This is a genomic window from Novosphingobium sp. Chol11 (genome assembly GCF_900218065.1).
In the GTDB taxonomy this organism is placed as follows: domain Bacteria; phylum Pseudomonadota; class Alphaproteobacteria; order Sphingomonadales; family Sphingomonadaceae; genus Sphingobium; species Sphingobium agri.
In genome coordinates this window covers 310,992-327,678 of record NZ_OBMU01000002.1, presented here as the reverse complement: position 1 = coordinate 327,678, position 16,687 = coordinate 310,992, and the positions used below count along the sequence as shown (strand labels likewise).

Genomic DNA, 16,687 nt, shown 5'->3' with positions numbered 1-16,687 from the left:
GCTATGCCGGAAAGGGGCGGCTCACATATGGAGAGCCGCTTGCGCCGAAGCGCCACGGCGTTTCCACGCCCCGGCTGATGCCGATGCGTTGGCCGTTGACGATCGGCGCCGGACCTGCCGGTGGATGGAGCGCAAAAGGTGGCGCGTGCAAGGAGGCGCCGTTCAGCGAGCCATCGACGGAGAGCGCCTGGCACAGGCGTCCGGGGCCTGAGCAGAGCTTCAATGGATTGGTGATGCCGCGCCGGACGATCATCTGGTCGACGCCCTCCAACGGCTCCAGCGCCCGGATGAGGACGGCACTGCCCGGCGGCCCGGCCACGATATTGAGGCACCAGTGCAGGCCGTAGATGCGATAGACATAGGCGTGGGCGATCGGGCCGAACATCGCTCCATTGCCTGCCGTCTGCCCCCGGAAGCTGTGCGAGGCGGGGTCGCCGCTGTCATAGGCTTCGGTTTCGACGATGCGGCCGCCGACGCCGTTCACCAGCAGCGTCGCACCGATCAGGCCGCGCGCTACCGCTTCGATGTCCTGACGGAAAAAGTCCGGGGGAAAGGCTCTCTTCGCGCCTGACAAGCTGTTCAAATCCCTGCCTCTCCTGCCGCCATCGGCCACTCTCCCACGATCCCGGTTACGGACGCAGCCCGCCGTTCGTCGCAAATCCGTTGCCTTGGACGAAACGGATCGCGAATAGCAGAGACAAGGGAATGTAAGGGGGCAAGGATCCATGAAGGTCAAAATTTTCGCATGCGTTGCCATGCTGGGCGCCGCGATGCTTCCGGCTGTGGCGCTGGCCGATGATCCCCGTGATCCGACGATGCGCAGTGCGGCGGCGCGCGAGCGGGACCGTGCGATAATCCGGCGGATGAACCAGCAGCAGCTCGCCTATGTCCGGGACCGCGATGCACGGATCATGCGGGGCTATCGCCGCGCGCAGAGCGGTGGTTCGGGCTATGCCGATGCGCGCGCGGACTATGAGCGCAAGATGGCGTCCTGGCGGCGCGCGGTTGCTGCCTGCAATGCGGGGCGCTGGGAATATTGCGATAATTGAGGCGCGCCGGTGGGTCCGGCTATCTTTTTGGAAGCTAGTCGGCGGTCCTGAAAAAGCGGCCTGAGATCCCGGCCTGCGCCGGGATGACGGGGTGGAGAGTGGGCAGCCAAGCTTTACCTGAGCTCGACGCTGACCCGCTCGGATGAGAGCCGCGACCGCTTCCCTGCCAATCGAGGGAAACCATGGCCCGCCCCGGCGTTTCGACAGGCAGATGCTGCCGGGAGAGAGCCGATCGCCAATTTCATGTTCGCGACGGGTGTCGAGAATAGTGTGCCCACCATCGACAATGGCCGGGTGCGCGTCGACGAGATGGAGAGTTGCCACCATTATGAGCGATGGCGCGAGGACTTCGCGCTCGTGCAGGAAATGGAGATCGGCTACCTCCGCTATGGCCCGCCGATCCACCGGACGTGGATGGGGCCCGGCCGTTACGACTGGGATTTTGCCGACGAGACATTTGCCGAGCTGAAGCGGCTCAACATCGTGCCGATCGTCGACCTGTGCCATTTCGGCGTCCCCGATTGGATCGGCAATTTCCAGAACCCGGATTTTTGCGACCTGTTCGGCGTCTATGCCCGCGCCTTTGCGGAGCGCTTTCCCTGGGTTCAGCTTTATACGCCGGTCAATGAAATGTTTATCTGCGCCACCTTTTCAGCGCGCTATGGCTGGTGGAACGAGCAGCTGAGCAGCGACGTGGCGTTCGTCACGGCGCTGAAGCACATCGTGCGCGCCAATGTGATGGCGATGCGGCAGATATTGGAAGTGCGGCCCGACGCGATCTTCATCCAGAGCGAGTCTTCGGAATATTTTCACGCGGAATCTCCGTCCGCCATCAAGCCCGCGGAAATCATGAATTCGCAGCGCTTCCTTTCGCTGGACCTGAATTACGGGCGGCGCGTGGATTCGGAGATGTACGAATATCTGATGGATCACGGGATGACGCGGGAGGAATATCATTTCTTCCTCGACAATCGCCTGAAGCAGCACTGCATCATGGGTAACGACTATTATGTAACCAACGAGCATCGCGTCGCGGCGGACGGGGCCACGCGGGCGTCGGGAGAGATTTTCGGCTATAGCGAGATCACGCGCCAATATCATCAGCGCTATCATTTGCCGGTGATGCACACCGAAACCAACCTGTCCGAAGGTCCGCTGGGCACGGAAGCGGTCGATTGGATGTGGAAACAATGGGCCAATGTGCTGAGGGTGCGTAATGACGGCGTGCCGATCGTCGGATTTACCTGGTATTCGCTGACGGATCAGGTGGATTGGGACAGCGCGCTTCGTGAGAAGAATGGCAACGTCAATCCGCTCGGCCTGTTCGATCTCGACCGCAAGATCCGGCCGGTGGGCAAGGCGTACAAGCGGCTGATCCAGCAGTGGCGCGACGTGCTGCCGACGCAGAGCATGTGCCTGGCGGTGCCGCTGGTGATGCCGAGCGATGCCGAGCGCGCCTATGCGGTCGAGCAGCGTGCGCGGGCCAAGCATATGATCAGGTCGCCGTCGGCAAGCCCGGCAGTACAGGATGGCGAGTGATGGAACGGCGGTTCGCGGGCTAGCCCTTGATCGTCAGGCGCAGGCACGCGAATTGGCCCGGGAGCCAGGCTGCTGACGGCCCCCGGGCAAGGGAGAGCGGCTAGATCTGCGCTTCGCCGCCGTCGACGAAATAGTCAGAACCCGTCACATAGCTTGCTTCATCCGAGAGCAGGAACAGGGCGACAGCCGCCGCCTCTTGCGCGGTTCCAAGGCGGCCGAGGGGGTTGTTGCCCGCCATCTGCTGTTCGATGGCGCCCAGATGTTCCGGGGGCAGGCCGAGGCGGTTGAAAAAGTCGGTGGCGATCGGCCCGGGGCTCAAGGTGTTCACGCGAATGCGGCGCGGGGCGAGTTCCTGGGCGAAGCCGCGGGCCAGCGAGCGGACAGCGCCTTTGGTGGCGGCATAGAGGGCGCTTGCCGGCAGCCCCTTGTCCTTGGCGACCGAGGCCGTGATCAGGATAGAGCCGCCGTCGCGGATCAGCGGCGCCATCGCCTGGGTGCCGAAGACGGGGCCACCGACGTTGAGGTCCATGAGGTTGCGGTAGAGGTCCGCGCTGATATGGCCGAGCGGCGCGCCCGCGCCGACGCCTGCGTTCAGGAAAAGGCCATCGACCTGGCCGAACAGCCGGGCGGCTTCCTGCGCCAAGGCCTCGGCGGCTTCGGGCCGGGCGGCGTCATTCTGCAGGACATGCACGCCGGGAAGCGCGGCGGCGGCGCTTTCCAGCCTTTCGCTGTTCGATCCGGTGATCAGGACCGATCCGCCTTCCTCCATGATCCGCTGCGCCGCCGCGAGGCCGATGCCGCTGGAACCGCCGGTGATGACGATGGCCTTATCCTTGAACCTTTGCATGCCCTTTTCTCCGTTCGGCTAACTGTTCTGATCCGTGGCTCGTCCGCCTGGCGGAAAAGCTGGCGGCGAAGGTGGACGCAGTTGCGCCCTTGATCAACAAGGATATGCGGGCACTGGAAACAGGTGAAGCCACCGATTCAAATCGTTGACGATGATCAACTTTTTGGATAGGCCTGCTTCCTGCGAACGGGAATGATCGCTGGCTTTACCGCCAAGGAGCCCGACGCGCTGGCCGAATGCGTCCTGGCGCATGGCGGCAAGCATGTCGAGCCCGATTCGCAAATGCCCGAACCGGACGTGCGCGTCCTGTTCGTCAGCGAACTGAAGGACGGTTGAGCGAGAATGTGGAGATGACGGCGCGATAACGGCAGGGCAGCACGGCCCCCGCGTCCCCGGAAGACCCGCAGCTCTCATGGAGAGACATATGGATATGAGAACGACGACTTTGCCGAACATGCTTGACAGTGGCAGCCGCCCCCTTCCCCTCGCAGACGGTCCGGAACTGCGGGAGGCGCTGAAGGCGGCCAATCTCCAGACGCTGCTGATGGTCTATGTGCACCTGACGCATGATGAATCGATGCTGGAAACCTTCAAGGTCCACATTCACCCGCCCTACACCAATCCCGACTATGTGATGCCGCAGGACTGCATCGACGACCTGCATGAAAAGCTGGTCCATGTGCTGACGACGCCGGGCGCGGCGAAGTCGGAAGATCCGCCGATCGAACTGATGCAGAAGATGATGAGCGTCGGCGTCGGCGAGCCGGTGACTGACGAGTTCGTTCCCATGGTCATGGAACAGGGCGGATTCCACCGCAGCCCCGTGCGCAAGGAACTGTCGGAGCGCACCCCTCCCCCGGCTGGATTCAAGGTGCTGGTGATCGGCGCGGGCCTGACCGGCATCCTCGCCGGGATCGAGCTGGAGCGTGCCGGTTACGAGCATGTGATCATCGAGAAGAATGAAGAAGTCGGCGGCACCTGGTGGAAGAACCGCTATCCGGGCGTCGGCGTGGATACGCCCAGCCACTTCTATTCCTATTCCTTCGAAATCAGCCCGGAGTGGAACCACTACCACCCCCATGGCGCGGACATGCGCGAATATTTCCGCGCCGTGGCCGACAAATATGACGTCCGCCGCAACATCCGCTTCAAGACCATGGTGCACAGCCTGGTCTTCGATCAGGACGAAGCCGTGTGGAACGTCACGGTCGAAGACCTGAACAGCGGCAAGCGCGAAGTCATCAAGGCCAATGCCGTGTTCAACGCGTTCGGCACCACCGACCGCTGGGTGCTGCCCGACATCAAGGGCATCGAAAGCTTCCAGGGCATCATCACCCACTCGGCCGACTATGACGAGAATATCGACCTCAAGGGCAAGAAGGTCGCCGTCATCGGCACCGGCGCCAGCTCCGCGCAGATCGTGTCCACGATCGTCAAGGAAGTCGACGAACTGGTCGTCTTCATGCGCACCAAGCACTGGATGATCAACAATCCCGAAGTGAAGGCGGAAGTGCCCGAGCCCGTGAAGTGGGCGATGCGGCACATCCCCTATTACAAGGAATGGTTCCGTTTCCGGGTGTTCTGGTTCGCGGCCGATGGCCTCTACCCCAATGTGGTGAAGGACCCGTCCTACCCCGAAGACGGCATCGCGGTGTCGGCGCTCAACGAAGGCATGCGCCAATATGCCTTGTCGCACATGCATCACAAGCTGGCGGGCCGCCCGGACCTGATCGAGAAGCTGACGCCCGATTTCCCGATATTTTCCAAGCGCGTGGTGATGGACGCGGGCTGGTACGATGCGCTGGTGCAGCCGCACACGACGCTGGAAACGGCGGGCATCGCGGAAATCCTGCCCAACGGCATCCGCACGAATGACGGCAAGGTCTACGAACTGGACATCATCATCTGCGCGACCGGCTTCAACGCGTCGTCGCTGGTGCAGGATCTGGAGATCAAGGGCCGCGACGGTCACGATATCGCGGTGGACTGGGCAGACGAGGAAGAACGCGCCTATATGGGCACGACCATCCCCGGCTATCCCAACTACTTCCTGTCGACCGGCCCCAATATCGGCCCGAACCACGCAGGCGGCCTCAACATCGTCAGCGAGTCGCAGGTCCATTATCTGATCGAATGCCTCGATGAGATGATCGCCCGTGGCGCGCGCACGGTTGAAGTGACGGAGGAAGCCTTCCTTCGCCACAACAAGCGGATCGACGACCAGATGAAACACATGATCTGGACCCACCCCAAGTCGAAGAGCTATTATCAGAACAGCAAGGGCCGCCCGGTCGGTCCCTGGCCGTTCCGCCTCGTCGACATGTGGAACGAGCTGCAAAAGCCCGTTCTGGAAGATTATAAGTTCAACTGATCATGAAGTGGGAGGCGCCGGGCTGCCTGGCGGCCAGACGCTTCCCCACCTTCCCGCATTGAAGATCAGGACAGGCGCGGCCTTGACCGGCACCGGGGTGCTCCTAAGTTAGAAGCCCGTCGTGCACATATGAGGGGTCGAAGCTGATGGAGGCTCGTCTTTCAGGCGCCTGTCCTTTTCATCGCGAGGGCGATGATCGCAAGTCCGCCGCCGCGTCGAGTGCGGGTGGGACCGTAGACCCCGATGTGCGCACGGGCAATTTTGCCCAAGCGCGCGCCATCCTGCGCAACCAGAATGTGCGGCAGGCGGGTTTCCTGGCCGAACAGGTCGGCCGGATCGGCAGCGCTACGCGCCAGCCCATCCTGTTCCTGGAAGGCGAAGCCCATCGTGTGCAGCGCAGCGCCACGGCGCGGTTCTTCACCCCGCGCATCGTCACGACCCATTATCGCGAACTGATGGTCGAACTCAGCGACCAGCTCATATCCCGTTTCAAAAAGGAAAAGACCGGCTTCCTCGACCAGCTCAGCCTGGAGCTGGCCGTCGCGGTCGCGAGCCATATCGTCGGCCTGACCGACAGCGATCCCAAGGGGCTCGCCCGCAGGCTGGACGTGTTCTTCACCGGCGATTTTCGAGCCCACCCGAACAAGGTCACGGCGCTGATCAAATTCGTGCAGGCCCAATATCGGGTCCTGTCCTTCTACTATCATGATGTCGCCCCGGCGATCCGCGCCCGGCGCAAGCAGCGGCGGGACGATGTCATTTCCCACCTGATCGACGAGGGCTATAATGGCCGGGAGATATTGACCGAATGCCTGGTCTATGGCGCGGCGGGCATGGCGACCACGCGCGAGTTCATCGTGATGGCCGCGTGGCACATGCTGGAGCGGGAGGAGGTCAAGACCGCCTTCCTCGCCGCCGATGAGAAAGGCAAGATCGCCTTGCTGGAGGAATTGCTGCGGCTGGAGCCGGTGGTCGGCTATCTCTATCGCCGCGTCCCCGCCGAAGAGACGGGGGCCGATGCCCCTCCGGGCGCGGCCGTTGCCGTCGATGTTCGCGCGGCGAACACGGATATGGCGGCCTTTGGCGAGCGGCCTTGCGAACTGGTGCCGGGCCGGGAAGTCAGCGCCAAATATGGCAATGCGGGCCTGTCCTTCGGCGATGGAGAACATCGCTGCCCCGGCGCCCAGGTCGCGCTTCAGGAAAGCTGCATATTTCTGGAACAGCTGTTGCAGGTGCCGGGCCTGAAGCTGGATCGCGCGCCGATGCTGACGTGGAATCCCCTCGTCACGGGCTATGAGCTGCGCAATGCCGCCATTTCCTGTGACTGAGGACATGCCGTTGCCGGTTGCCGATAGATGAGCCAGATAAGTGAGGAGGATATTGGCCGCCTCGTCCCGGCCTTTTACGATCGGGTGCGTGCCGACCCGGTGCTTGGCCCGATATTCGATCAGGCGATCGACGACTGGCCGCTGCATCTGGAGAAGCTGAAGGCATTCTGGTCATCGGTGATGCTGGGCACCGGCCGGTACAAGGGGCAGCCCATGGTCGCGCATGTCCAGCACGAACCGCATATGACAGCGGATAATTTCAGCCGCTGGCTGGCGCTGTGGCGGCAAACGAGCGGCGACATGCTTGCGCCGGAAGCGGCGGCCGCCTTTCAGGAGAAGGCCGATCGGATCGCCGAAAGCCTGCAATTGGGCGTGCAATTTTACCGCGAACGGAAATCCTGAAGCGGCGCGCTGCGGCGGAACCAGCCTGTTTTCCAATCGTTTTTGGCGCGGTCCCTGCGGCGGGCCGCTCCGTCGTCAGGGCCTTGATTCTCTGGACAGGAGGTCTTTCGATGGCTTCGCATTTCATGACACCTTTTGGTGGTCGCGGCCTGTTGAACCGCGGCGACCCCTTTCTCGACCTGCATCGCGAGGTGAACCGGCTGTTCGATGACAGCTTCCGAGCCATGGGCAGCAGCCCCGGCGGACATGGCACGATGATGGGCATGCCGCGCATCGACGTGCATGAGGCGGGGGACAAGCTGGAGATCACCGCCGAACTTCCCGGCGTCGCCCAGGAGGATGTGGATCTTCGGCTGGAGGGCGAGATGCTGATCATCAGCGGAGAGAAGCGGCGGGAGCATGAGGACAAGCAGGCACATGTCCTGGAACGCTCCTATGGCGCCTTCTCCCGATCGATCCAGCTGCCGTTCCAGCCAGATCCCGATCAGGTCCATGCCGATTTCAACAATGGCGTGCTCAAGATCAGCCTGCCAAGGCAGGGCAGTCAGGAGCGCAGCCGCCGTATCCAGATCGGCAATGGCCAGATCGGCAATGGACAGATCGGTAATGGACAGGGCGGCCAGGTGCTGGGGAGACGCAGCGGCGATCCCGGCGGTGGAGCTGGCGCTGCTTCACAAGGACAGCAGGGCGGTGAAGGCTCCGGCCAGCCGCATTGACGCCTTTCGCCGGTCCGACGCATGCGCGCCTGGACCGGCGAAAGCCCGCGCTGTCCCTAGATAACGCCCATCGCTTCCATCGCTTCGGCGACGCGGACGAAGCCGGTGATGTTCGCGCCGAGGACGTAATTGCCGGGCGCGCCATATTCTTCGGCGGTCTCGGCGCAGCTGTCATGGATGCGCCGCATGATCGCGGCGAGGCGGGCCTCGGTTTCCTCGAAGGTCCAGCTGTCGCGAGACGCGTTCTGCTGCATTTCCAGCGCGGACGTGGCGACGCCGCCCGCGTTGGCCGCCTTTGCAGGGCCGAACAATATGTTCGCATTCTGGAACAGGCGGACAGCTTCGGGGGTGCAGGGCATGTTCGCGCCCTCTCCTACGGCGACGACGCCGTTGCGGATCAGGGTCGCGGCATCATTTCCATTGAGTTCATTCTGCGTCGCGGACGGGAGGGCGACTTCGCACGGAACGTCCCATACGACGCCTTGCTCGACAAAATAGGCGCCTGCCCCCTTCAACCGCGCATATTCGGAAATGCGTTCGCGGCGAACGAGCTTGATTTCCTTGAGCAAGTCGAGGTCGATGCCTTCGTCGTCGACGATGTAGCCGGAGGAGTCCGAACAGGCGACCGCCTTGCCTCCGAATTCCTTGATCTTCTCGATTGCGAAGATGGCGACATTGCCGGAGCCTGACACCACCGCCCGCTTGCCTTCCAGGCTTTCGCCACGGGTCTTTAGCATCTGGTCCACGAAATAGACGGCGCCATAGCCGGTCGCTTCGGTGCGCGCGCGGGAACCGCCGTAGATCAGGCCCTTGCCGGTGAGCACGCCCGCTTCATAGCGGTTGGTGAGGCGCTTATACTGGCCGAAGAGATAGCCGATCTCTCGCGCACCGACGCCGATGTCCCCGGCCGGAACGTCGGTATATTCGCCAAGATGCCGGTATAGTTCGGTCATGAAGGACTGGCAGAAGCGCATGATTTCGCCATCCGAGCGGTCGCGCGGATTGAAGTCCGATCCACCCTTGCCGCCGCCGATCGGAAGGCCGGTCAGCGCGTTCTTGAAGGTCTGTTCAAAGCCAAGGAACTTGATGATGCCGACATTGACCGATGGGTGGAAACGCAGGCCGCCCTTATAGGGGCCGAGCGCCGAGTTGAACTGCACGCGGAAACCGCGGTTGATGTGGGTCTGCCCCTTGTCATCGACCCAGGGCACGCGGAAGATGATCTGACGTTCCGGCTCGCAGATGCGCTCGATGAGGGCGTTGTTCATATATTGAGGATGCTTGGCGACGACGAGCCCCAGGCTTTCCAGCACTTCTTCGACAGCCTGGTGGAATTCGGTTTCACCGGCATTCCGCCTCAACACGTCTTCGAATATCGGCAGGAGTTTCTCGTCGATACGGGGCAATGTCTTCTCTCCTTTTTGTGGATGCATCAGATGCGGGTGGGCTGCGTCACCTTGACGACCGTTAGGGTCCGGGTGCGGCCGTCGCGGTCGGGCCAGTTGATGGATTGCCCCTCGCGCAGGCCGATCAGCCCGGCGGCGATGGGGGTGAGGATGGAAATGCGGCCAGCGCTGATATCTGCCTGGGCAGGGTAGACGATCTGCACCGTGCGATCAGCGCCGCTCGCTTCGTCAACAAATTCGACAGTCGAATGCATGGTGACGACATCGGGTGCTATGCGCGAGGGCGCCTGAACCTTCGCGCGGGTAATTTCGCTCAGCAGCAGGTCGCTGACGTCGGGCATGCTGTTGGCGACGCCCAGAGCCAGGTTGGTGAGGCTGTCGGCTTCGGAATCGATGAAATAAACTGGCGGGTTTCCCCGGCTCAAGGATCTGGTCATGGCGCTGGCTTTCGAAAGGACTGGGCGCACACCTGTCCGGCGTGCTGCAATCTACCGATTTGCCCCGGGCCCGGGGCATGACGCGCCGTAACCCGGGGCTAGATGCCCGCGAGAAGCTGACCCCCCTGGTAGCGAAAACGCACATGATCACTGCGTGAATGCATGATGGGTTCATTGCATGGCGCAATGCCCCGAGTCAAACCGGGCGGCGGCATGGGCGGGGCCTATTGTTCCTTGGGGCGCAGATCCCCGGCGGTAACGGTTGCGGTGGCGCCTGCCGGAATGACGAGGTCGTAGCTGGTCTTGTCGGCGTCGGCCATGACGATGGTCCAGCGGCCGGACGCGAGGCCGGTCGCGCCAAAGCGGCCAGCGGCGTTGGTGAAGAGCGGGATGGGCTCGCGGTCCGGATGCGCTGCCTCGACTGCCTGGCCCGCGACAAGGGAAAGCGGCTGGCCATCGGCGCCGATCAGGCGGCCGACGACGCTCACCATATAATCGGAGCCGACCGTGAGTTTGTAGCCGCCGCGATAGGGCGGCAGGAGGCGGAAGGAGCCTTCGCCAAGGTCGAGGCCGAGCGGTGCGTCGGGCGCGGTTGTCAGCACGTTGCGCTCGCTATAGCTGCTGAGGCTGGGCTGGATCGCGGTGCCCAGGCGGCCAGTGCGGGCGGTGTAGCTGTCGCCGCTTTCGTCGATGAAGATGTCCGCCCCTTTGAGCGAAGGGTGGGCGCGGACGATGGCGAAGGCGTCCTGGATGGGACGGCCGATGGAGAAAGCGCCATCCGCCAGCGCCAGCGCCGTGCCGAAGCGGAGGGAAGTGCGCTGGCCGGTCGATCCGCTGAGGTCACGATCGAACGTGCCGAAGTGGCTGAAGCCGAGTTCGGCGCGGTTGGCATAATAGACGCCGCTGGCGCTTACCCCTGCGCCGATATCGCTGCGTTCGACGTCGGCGCTGAGATTATAGGCTCCGGTGCCCGAGCCGCTATAGCTCTGGTAGCTGAGGCGGCTGCGGTTGTTGCGGCTGTCATAGTCGGTGCGCAGGCTGGACGAGCGGTCGAGGCGATAGGTCAGCGAGAGGAAGGCCGCGAGACGGTTTTTGCGGCCCGCCCGTTCATAGCCGACATCGGCGGTGAAGTTGAGCGCGGGAGAAATCCGCCATCCGCCGGTGACGCGCACGCTGCCCGCGTCGGGCTCTCCGTCGCGGCCGCGCGAATAGCGGGCGTCGAGCCCGGCGTAGAGGGATTCGGTTATGCCGCTATTATAGCTTGCCCCCGCGATATAGCTGTAGGGGTTGAAGGGCGTGATGGTGCCAATCGGCGCGAATTTCCGGCTGCGCGCCTCCAGCGAAAGCGACAGGGCGTCAGCGCGGTCGCTGCTGCGGCTGATCGTGCGCTGGAAGGTCAGGATGGACGCCCAGCCTGATCCCGAACCCTCCACATGGGACGCGGACGCGAAGCTGCCGAAGGTGCCGATGGAGGTGGCGACGACCGACTCGACGCCGCCCATCCAGCCACGGCCATCGGCCTGGGCATTGGCGCCGAGCGTCAGCCGGTCGCTGACGCCGCGCCGGTAGAAGCCGCTGAACGCCAGATCGTTAGTGTAAATTGGCCCGCGCCGTCCAAGCGGCGACCGGACGCCCGCGTAGAAGCCGAACTCGCTAAGCCCCTTGGCAAGCTGCGCCTGGTCGAGGAAAATGCTGAAATCCACCGTCTCCTTGCGCCCGGCATCATCAGTGATGGTCAGCTTGACGTCATTGGACCCCTGGGTGAACGGAAAATCGCGCAGGTCGAAGGTGCCGGGGTCAAGTTCCATCCGGCGGACAAGCTGGTCGTTGACGCGCACCTCGACAACCGAGCGGCGCTCAAGCTGGAAGCTGCGGCTGCCGCGCGGGCGGATGATGGTTTGCGGATCGAGCAGTGAATAGAAGCGCGAGACGGACAGGCCAGCAATTTCGGGCGCGGACTGAAAGCCGCGTGCGAGCGTCTGAAGATCGCCTCCGGCCCAGCGGACAAGGTTGCGCCGGTCGTCATAGACGAGCCGGGTGCCCCGCCTTTGCAGGTCCGGCCCGGCGACGCCCGCCTGCCAGTTCGCCTCGCTTTCCAGCACCACGCCACCGGCACGGATGGCGCCGTCGAGATAGGTGATGGGCGCGGCAAGGCCCTCGTCCGAACCCTGCTGGACCCAGTCGAACGACCCCCGGATGTTGAGATAGGCGCTGACATCGGCGGGAGGGGCATAGGTGACAGGACCGCGCCTGTTAGCATCGCCAAGATCGAGCGAACGCGCCGCCCGGCTGGGCGCGGCGATATCCAGCGTGACTTGCAGCGCTTGCGAATCATAGCGGATGGTGACGCCGACGCCGCGCAGGTCCGCGCCGTCCAGCTGGCCGCGCTCGCCAAACCGGGTGCGCAGGCGCGCCACCAGGGGCGCGGCGATGCGCGTTTCGAGCAGCGTCAGCAGGCGTTCGGCGGAAAAGCTTGCCCGCCCGCCGGGGTCCAAGGTGACGGTCGCATCGCCGAGATAGGCTTGCCCGTCCATCACCGGCGCGGTGAGAATGACGGGCTTGCCGGTCGGGTTTATGCCAGTTGCGTTCGCATCGGGATCGATCAACACCGGCGCGGGCAAGGCCGTGCCAGTCTGCGCGCGCGCGCCAGGCGGGATGAGGCAGGCGGCGAGCAGCAGCGCCCCGGCGGCGGCAGTCGGCTTTACGGACAAGAGTAGCCTCAGCTGTCGGGCGTGAACTGCGCCTCGACCCTGCCGCTGGGCTGTGGAAGCGTGACGGGCAGCGTCACCCGGCGCGTCTGTCCGCCGCCGATCACGCCATAGCCGATCGTCTGCTGAAGCTCTGGCCCGGTCAGCTGCTTGCGCAGCACTTCCTTGCCATCGGGGCCGAACTGGACAACGCGGACCCGGCCGCGCGACAGATAGCCATGCACGACGGAGGTGTTCGACACGGTGATGACAGGGGCAGGCGCACCTTCCGCATTCTTCCCGATTTCGGCCGACGCGATCGACAGAGCGGGCTTTGCACCATCAGGCGAGATGCTGACCAGCACCTGGAAATTATAGAGCAGCTGGATGTTGGATTGGGTGTCGCTGGTCTGCACCGGAAGCTGCGCGACGGTCACGAAATAATGTTTGCTGCGCGCGAGGGCAGGATCACCCACATATTGGACGCGGAAATTCTGACGCTGGCCGGGCTGAATCAACGCCTGCGGAGGGAAGACGGCGAGTTCGCCGCTATCCTTGCCGGTCGGCTTCGCGCTATCGGCGGTCAGGTCCAGCGTTTCGATGCGCAGTTCCACCGGTAGCGGCTTGTCGAAGCTGTTTTCGACCGTCACGACCTGGCTCATGCTGCGGCCGGAGGTGGTGAGATCGATGACCACCGGCTGGACCGTCATCGCATCCGCCGCCGGGGCAAGTCCGGCTGCCGCCACGCAGGCCAGGAGCGCAGTGACGAAGGATCTAGGCTGAAACTTCAAGGGCTTGTTCCTAACAGCTTGGGCCGGTTCACCGGTGCGGCTGGCAAGGTGATGAACTTATGAGCCGCCGCCGCCAAGACAGAAAAAGCCTGAATTGCCCAGATGTTCATCCGGAAAGGATGCACTGTTGCACTGGAGCATCATTGGGGCAGGCGGACCCTCACCTGCTCCCCATCCGGCGAAAGCGGAGCCATGTCGGCCATCCGCTCATATTCAGCCGCAAGGAACAGGAGATCGGCACGTTGCTCCGCCGGGGCATCCGCTGCCCTAATCCGGAGTTCCGTCGCCAGTGCGAGAGGATCTTTCAAGTCCATGCCCCTGAGCTAGATCAGGCAGGCCCGGTGATCAGGCCTGCCCGAAGTCCTGGATCAGGCGGCCGGAGCAACCGTGATTTCGACCTTGCCCGCATAGGTGCCAGCGTCGAGGATCGCGGTGGAGTCCGCCGTCAGGCCGCTGCCGACGGTGAGCGAGAGATTGTTCGAAACCGCCGCCAGACGATCGCCGACCTGGCCCGATGTCGCGCCGGAGCTGAGCGACTGATCAGCCACGGTGGCGCTGCCGCCCTTGGCACCGGTTGCGACGACCGTTGCGGTGTAGTGGACAGTGTTGGTGTAGCCGTTGGGCGAGTTGGTCGCCGCAGCGTTCACCAGCGGCTTGGCTTCCACGGTCAGCTTGGGGTTGGCGCCGTTGCACTTGATGGTGAAGGTGCGGCTGAGCCCGCCCGTATTGCCAGCGAAGGCGGGATCGACGGTGCCGTCGGCCTTGGCAAGTTCGCCCAGCGTGATGCTGCCGCTGATCGGCGTCACGGCAGAGCATTTTGCCGCGACGGTGCCGCTGACATCAACCGAACCGCTGGCCTGCGCGAAAGCCGGAGCGGCAGTGGCGACCGAACCGAACATCAGGGCGGAAACAAGCAGCTTCTTCATCTTCATATCTCCAAAATGATTGGGGTTGCGATCGCCCCGACGAGATTGGAGATACGGCCATTCACGCGGCCAACCCATTCAGCGGCCAGCGAAAAACGCCCTAACTTCAGGAGATAAGCCGCTATACCGGACGATATAGCGGGAGGACCCTAGAGCCCCGCGCAGTTGGTCGCCGATGCGGCGGACACGATGGGGGTGAAGGTGATGCTGATGATGTCGGCATAGTTGGTGGCGGGCGTCTTGGCTGCGCCGCCTTCCTTCAGCGTGGCGCGCAAGGGGAGCGTGCCCGCTTCGCCGCCGACGCCCGCGCGGGCGCAGGTGCGCGTGCCGAAGGATGCGTTGGACGTGACCTCCTGCCCCAGGAAGCGGGCGCTGTAGCGGATCGTCTGCGCGGCATCGCCCAGATTGCCGCCGGGGAAGGTGAGGCGGAAATCATTTTGCGATCGCACCTGCACTTCATAGGCGCCCGAACTGCGGACCTTGAGCGCATTGGCCGATGATGTGGTGTAACGGTCCGGCGCAGCCTGGACCTGCGCGGTCGTCACATCGCCGATTTCGCCGAAGTCGAGCGCCGCGCCTGCATAATAGGCCTGGAGCGCGCTGACGGTGTTGACGTTGATCCTGATCGACCCCGTTTCCCGCGTGGGCACCGGCACGCTCAGCATCCCGCCTTCCCCCGAACAGATGTAGAGCATGTCGAGGATGATCGGATCGCCAGCGGACAGGTCCGTGCCCGGCGGCACCGACACGCGCAGGTTTAGCGCGGCCGACAGATCCGAGGAGAAGAGACCGCCGAAGTCGTAGCGGATCTCTCCCGCTGCGCCCGCGCCGCCATCCTTCGAATCGAGCGAGCGGGGACGCCCGGCGGTCGATCCTTCGGGATAGAGGACGCGATAACCGCGATAGGTGACTTCCAGCGGCGGCGTGCCCGATGGCGCGGTAAGGACCAGGCTGACCTCATTCGTGCGGCCGGTGAGCAGACCACGGTTGCGCCGCAGGATCAGCGGGATGGTGACTTCGGAAAGGCCGGTGGGGGAGAAAGGGTCATAGGTGATGCTGGCAGGCGCGGTGGCATTGCCGGTGACGCCGCAGACGGAGGATATTTGCGTCTGCGCCTTTGCGGGGACCGCCGTCAGGATCGCGCCGGACAGGGCGGCGATAATCAGCCCGGCTTTCCAGCCGATCACAGTTGCGGCGAGACGATGATCTCCAACGCGGTGCGGGCTGACAGCTGCGGGCCCAGCGGCTGTGCTGTTCCGGCAGTCTCCAGGACGCGAACGCGCGATTGCAGGGCGGGACGCGCCTGATTGCAGATCGCGCTTCCCTGCGTGGCGGGTTGCGGCTGCAGGGCCGCGTTCGAAACCCAGCATCGCGGCGCGACATGACCGACCACGTCGAATTGCGCCCCTGCCTGCGCCTGAACCGGCGTGAGGAACAGGATCGCCGCCATCCAGGCGAGCGGGCGCTTGACTGTCTGGCTGCTGGCCGGAGGGGAGATTGTCCGCGTCATCGATCATGACAATGCTCTCCAATCGTGAAAGATCACTCATTCTAACTACTTATCAGCATTTTAAGGAGAAACGCTAACCGTGATGGACAATGTGTCGCTGTAGCGGCCCGCGACCAGCGTGTCGGCCCCGGAATAGGCAGGGGCGCTGACGCGGAGATAGGAGCCGTTCGCCTTCGTCGACGCGCCCGCAAGGCGCAGCCCCTTGGTCTCGCCAGCCACCCCGGCAAAGCTGCAAGCGCCGCCCGAAGCCAGCGCCGAAGCATCGCAGGAGGCAGAAGCGCTGGTCCCATTATCCGCCACCATGCGCAGCGCGACCTGATAGGGCGCCTTGGCGGCATAGCCCTGTCCGCCCGTCGCGGACCCCGCCATGCCGCCATTCGCCGACGAGATGGCGATGCGCGACGCGCCGCTGCAATTGAGCTGGATCGCGAAATCCCTGGTGAAGCCGGTCTGGTCGAAATCCGCCTGGTCGATGCTGCCCGAAGGCGCGCCGCCGGTCGCGAAGCCGCAACGGCCGCGCACGGAAGCGCGCACGTCGACGCCAACGGTGATGCTGTTCACCGATCCCTGACCCGCGGCATAGGCGGTCACCTGCGCATGCGCGGGCTGGCCGGCAAAGCCGAGCGCCGCCACCATCGCCATGCAGAGGATCAGAAACCGCGTCATCATTCGCCCATC

The 16,687-nt window shown here is 63.9% G+C and carries 18 protein-coding genes; 7 read left to right on the top strand and 11 right to left on the bottom strand.

What is annotated here, in order from left to right; translation table 11 throughout:
* Position 1: 1 nt before the first annotated feature.
* Entirely contained in the window at positions 2-583 is a 582-nt protein-coding gene (locus NCHOL11_RS14100) for a DNA-3-methyladenine glycosylase (protein WP_255254847.1), read from the bottom strand.
* 142 nt (positions 584-725) lie between these two features.
* On the opposite strand from NCHOL11_RS14100, the gene NCHOL11_RS14095 reads away from it, so the two are divergent.
* Positions 726-1,049 (top strand): hypothetical protein, encoded by a 324-nt coding sequence (locus tag NCHOL11_RS14095; protein WP_097093187.1) that lies wholly within the window; start codon positions 726-728, stop codon positions 1,047-1,049.
* Positions 1,050-1,292: 243 nt separating this feature from the next.
* Positions 1,293-2,588, top strand: coding sequence for a family 1 glycosylhydrolase (locus tag NCHOL11_RS14090; protein WP_097093186.1), 1,296 nt, complete (start codon positions 1,293-1,295; stop codon positions 2,586-2,588).
* A 100-nt stretch (positions 2,589-2,688) separates the two neighbouring features.
* Here the strand turns inward: NCHOL11_RS14090 and NCHOL11_RS14085 are convergent, their stop codons facing one another.
* Entirely contained in the window at positions 2,689-3,435 is a 747-nt protein-coding gene (locus NCHOL11_RS14085; RefSeq protein ID WP_097093185.1) for an SDR family oxidoreductase, read from the bottom strand.
* A gap of 192 nt (positions 3,436-3,627) precedes the next feature.
* On the opposite strand from NCHOL11_RS14085, the gene NCHOL11_RS18240 reads away from it, so the two are divergent.
* From NCHOL11_RS18240 to NCHOL11_RS14065, 5 genes are all read left to right on the top strand, one after another.
* Positions 3,628-3,771, top strand: a complete 144-nt coding sequence (locus tag NCHOL11_RS18240; RefSeq protein WP_176502289.1) for a hypothetical protein — start codon at positions 3,628-3,630, stop codon at positions 3,769-3,771.
* An 88-nt stretch (positions 3,772-3,859) separates the two neighbouring features.
* Entirely contained in the window at positions 3,860-5,806 is a 1,947-nt protein-coding gene (locus tag NCHOL11_RS14080; protein ID WP_255254846.1) for a flavin-containing monooxygenase, read from the top strand.
* Positions 5,807-5,952: 146 nt separating this feature from the next.
* Positions 5,953-7,134, top strand: a complete 1,182-nt coding sequence (locus tag NCHOL11_RS14075; RefSeq protein WP_097093183.1) for a cytochrome P450 — start codon at positions 5,953-5,955, stop codon at positions 7,132-7,134.
* 27 nt (positions 7,135-7,161) lie between these two features.
* The gene (locus tag NCHOL11_RS14070; RefSeq protein WP_097093182.1) at positions 7,162-7,536 is read left to right on the top strand and encodes a group III truncated hemoglobin; all 375 of its coding nucleotides are present in this window, start codon (positions 7,162-7,164) and stop codon (positions 7,534-7,536) included.
* A gap of 110 nt (positions 7,537-7,646) precedes the next feature.
* Entirely contained in the window at positions 7,647-8,252 is a 606-nt protein-coding gene (locus NCHOL11_RS14065; protein WP_097093181.1) for an Hsp20/alpha crystallin family protein, read from the top strand.
* A 56-nt stretch (positions 8,253-8,308) separates the two neighbouring features.
* On the opposite strand, the gene gdhA is transcribed toward NCHOL11_RS14065, so the two are convergent.
* The 9 genes from gdhA to NCHOL11_RS14025 form a co-directional block, all read right to left on the bottom strand.
* On the bottom strand, positions 8,309-9,658 hold the full coding sequence (gdhA, locus tag NCHOL11_RS14060; RefSeq protein WP_217991091.1) for an NADP-specific glutamate dehydrogenase: 1,350 nt from the start codon (positions 9,656-9,658) through the stop codon (positions 8,309-8,311).
* Between the two features lie 26 nt (positions 9,659-9,684).
* On the bottom strand, positions 9,685-10,095 hold the full coding sequence (rnk, locus tag NCHOL11_RS14055) for a nucleoside diphosphate kinase regulator (RefSeq protein WP_097093179.1): 411 nt from the start codon (positions 10,093-10,095) through the stop codon (positions 9,685-9,687).
* 224 nt (positions 10,096-10,319) lie between these two features.
* Complete coding sequence (locus NCHOL11_RS14050) at positions 10,320-12,806, bottom strand: pilus assembly protein PapC (protein WP_097093178.1); 2,487 nt, start codon at positions 12,804-12,806, stop codon at positions 10,320-10,322.
* A gap of 8 nt (positions 12,807-12,814) precedes the next feature.
* The gene (locus tag NCHOL11_RS14045) at positions 12,815-13,573 is read right to left on the bottom strand and encodes a fimbria/pilus periplasmic chaperone (RefSeq protein ID WP_255254845.1); all 759 of its coding nucleotides are present in this window, start codon (positions 13,571-13,573) and stop codon (positions 12,815-12,817) included.
* Between the two features lie 140 nt (positions 13,574-13,713).
* Positions 13,714-13,887 carry a hypothetical protein gene (locus NCHOL11_RS18235; protein WP_217991090.1) on the bottom strand — a complete coding sequence of 58 codons (174 nt, stop codon included), beginning with the start codon at positions 13,885-13,887 and terminating at the stop codon, positions 13,714-13,716.
* Positions 13,888-13,941: 54 nt separating this feature from the next.
* Positions 13,942-14,499 (bottom strand): hypothetical protein, encoded by a 558-nt coding sequence (locus tag NCHOL11_RS14040; protein WP_141397875.1) that lies wholly within the window; start codon positions 14,497-14,499, stop codon positions 13,942-13,944.
* 149 nt (positions 14,500-14,648) lie between these two features.
* Entirely contained in the window at positions 14,649-15,686 is a 1,038-nt protein-coding gene (locus NCHOL11_RS14035; RefSeq protein ID WP_097093176.1) for a hypothetical protein, read from the bottom strand.
* Positions 15,683-16,009 carry a hypothetical protein gene (locus NCHOL11_RS14030; protein ID WP_097093175.1) on the bottom strand — a complete coding sequence of 109 codons (327 nt, stop codon included), beginning with the start codon at positions 16,007-16,009 and terminating at the stop codon, positions 15,683-15,685. Before NCHOL11_RS14030 ends, NCHOL11_RS14035 begins: the two co-directional genes overlap by 4 nt.
* 60 nt (positions 16,010-16,069) lie before the next feature.
* Positions 16,070-16,675 (bottom strand): hypothetical protein, encoded by a 606-nt coding sequence (locus NCHOL11_RS14025; protein WP_141397874.1) that lies wholly within the window; start codon positions 16,673-16,675, stop codon positions 16,070-16,072.
* Between the last annotated feature and the right edge of the window lie 12 nt (positions 16,676-16,687).

What these genes read in the sequence shown, in the direction of transcription:
- NCHOL11_RS14095 (WP_097093187.1), top strand. Translation starts at nt 726, where the DNA reads ATGAAGGTCAAAATTTTCGCATGCGTTGCCATGCTGGGCGCCGCGATG.
- NCHOL11_RS14090 (WP_097093186.1), top strand. Translation starts at nt 1,293, where the DNA reads ATGTTCGCGACGGGTGTCGAGAATAGTGTGCCCACCATCGACAATGGC.
- NCHOL11_RS14085 (WP_097093185.1), bottom strand. Translation starts at nt 3,435, where the DNA reads ATGCAAAGGTTCAAGGATAAGGCCATCGTCATCACCGGCGGTTCCAGC.
- NCHOL11_RS18240 (WP_176502289.1), top strand. Translation starts at nt 3,628, where the DNA reads ATGATCGCTGGCTTTACCGCCAAGGAGCCCGACGCGCTGGCCGAATGC.
- NCHOL11_RS14080 (WP_255254846.1), top strand. Translation starts at nt 3,860, where the DNA reads ATGGATATGAGAACGACGACTTTGCCGAACATGCTTGACAGTGGCAGC.
- NCHOL11_RS14075 (WP_097093183.1), top strand. Translation starts at nt 5,953, where the DNA reads ATGGAGGCTCGTCTTTCAGGCGCCTGTCCTTTTCATCGCGAGGGCGAT.
- NCHOL11_RS14070 (WP_097093182.1), top strand. Translation starts at nt 7,162, where the DNA reads ATGAGCCAGATAAGTGAGGAGGATATTGGCCGCCTCGTCCCGGCCTTT.
- NCHOL11_RS14065 (WP_097093181.1), top strand. Translation starts at nt 7,647, where the DNA reads ATGGCTTCGCATTTCATGACACCTTTTGGTGGTCGCGGCCTGTTGAAC.
- rnk (WP_097093179.1), bottom strand. Translation starts at nt 10,095, where the DNA reads ATGACCAGATCCTTGAGCCGGGGAAACCCGCCAGTTTATTTCATCGAT.
- NCHOL11_RS18235 (WP_217991090.1), bottom strand. Translation starts at nt 13,887, where the DNA reads ATGGACTTGAAAGATCCTCTCGCACTGGCGACGGAACTCCGGATTAGG.
- NCHOL11_RS14040 (WP_141397875.1), bottom strand. Translation starts at nt 14,499, where the DNA reads ATGAAGAAGCTGCTTGTTTCCGCCCTGATGTTCGGTTCGGTCGCCACT.
- NCHOL11_RS14030 (WP_097093175.1), bottom strand. Translation starts at nt 16,009, where the DNA reads ATGACGCGGACAATCTCCCCTCCGGCCAGCAGCCAGACAGTCAAGCGC.
- NCHOL11_RS14025 (WP_141397874.1), bottom strand. Translation starts at nt 16,675, where the DNA reads ATGACGCGGTTTCTGATCCTCTGCATGGCGATGGTGGCGGCGCTCGGC.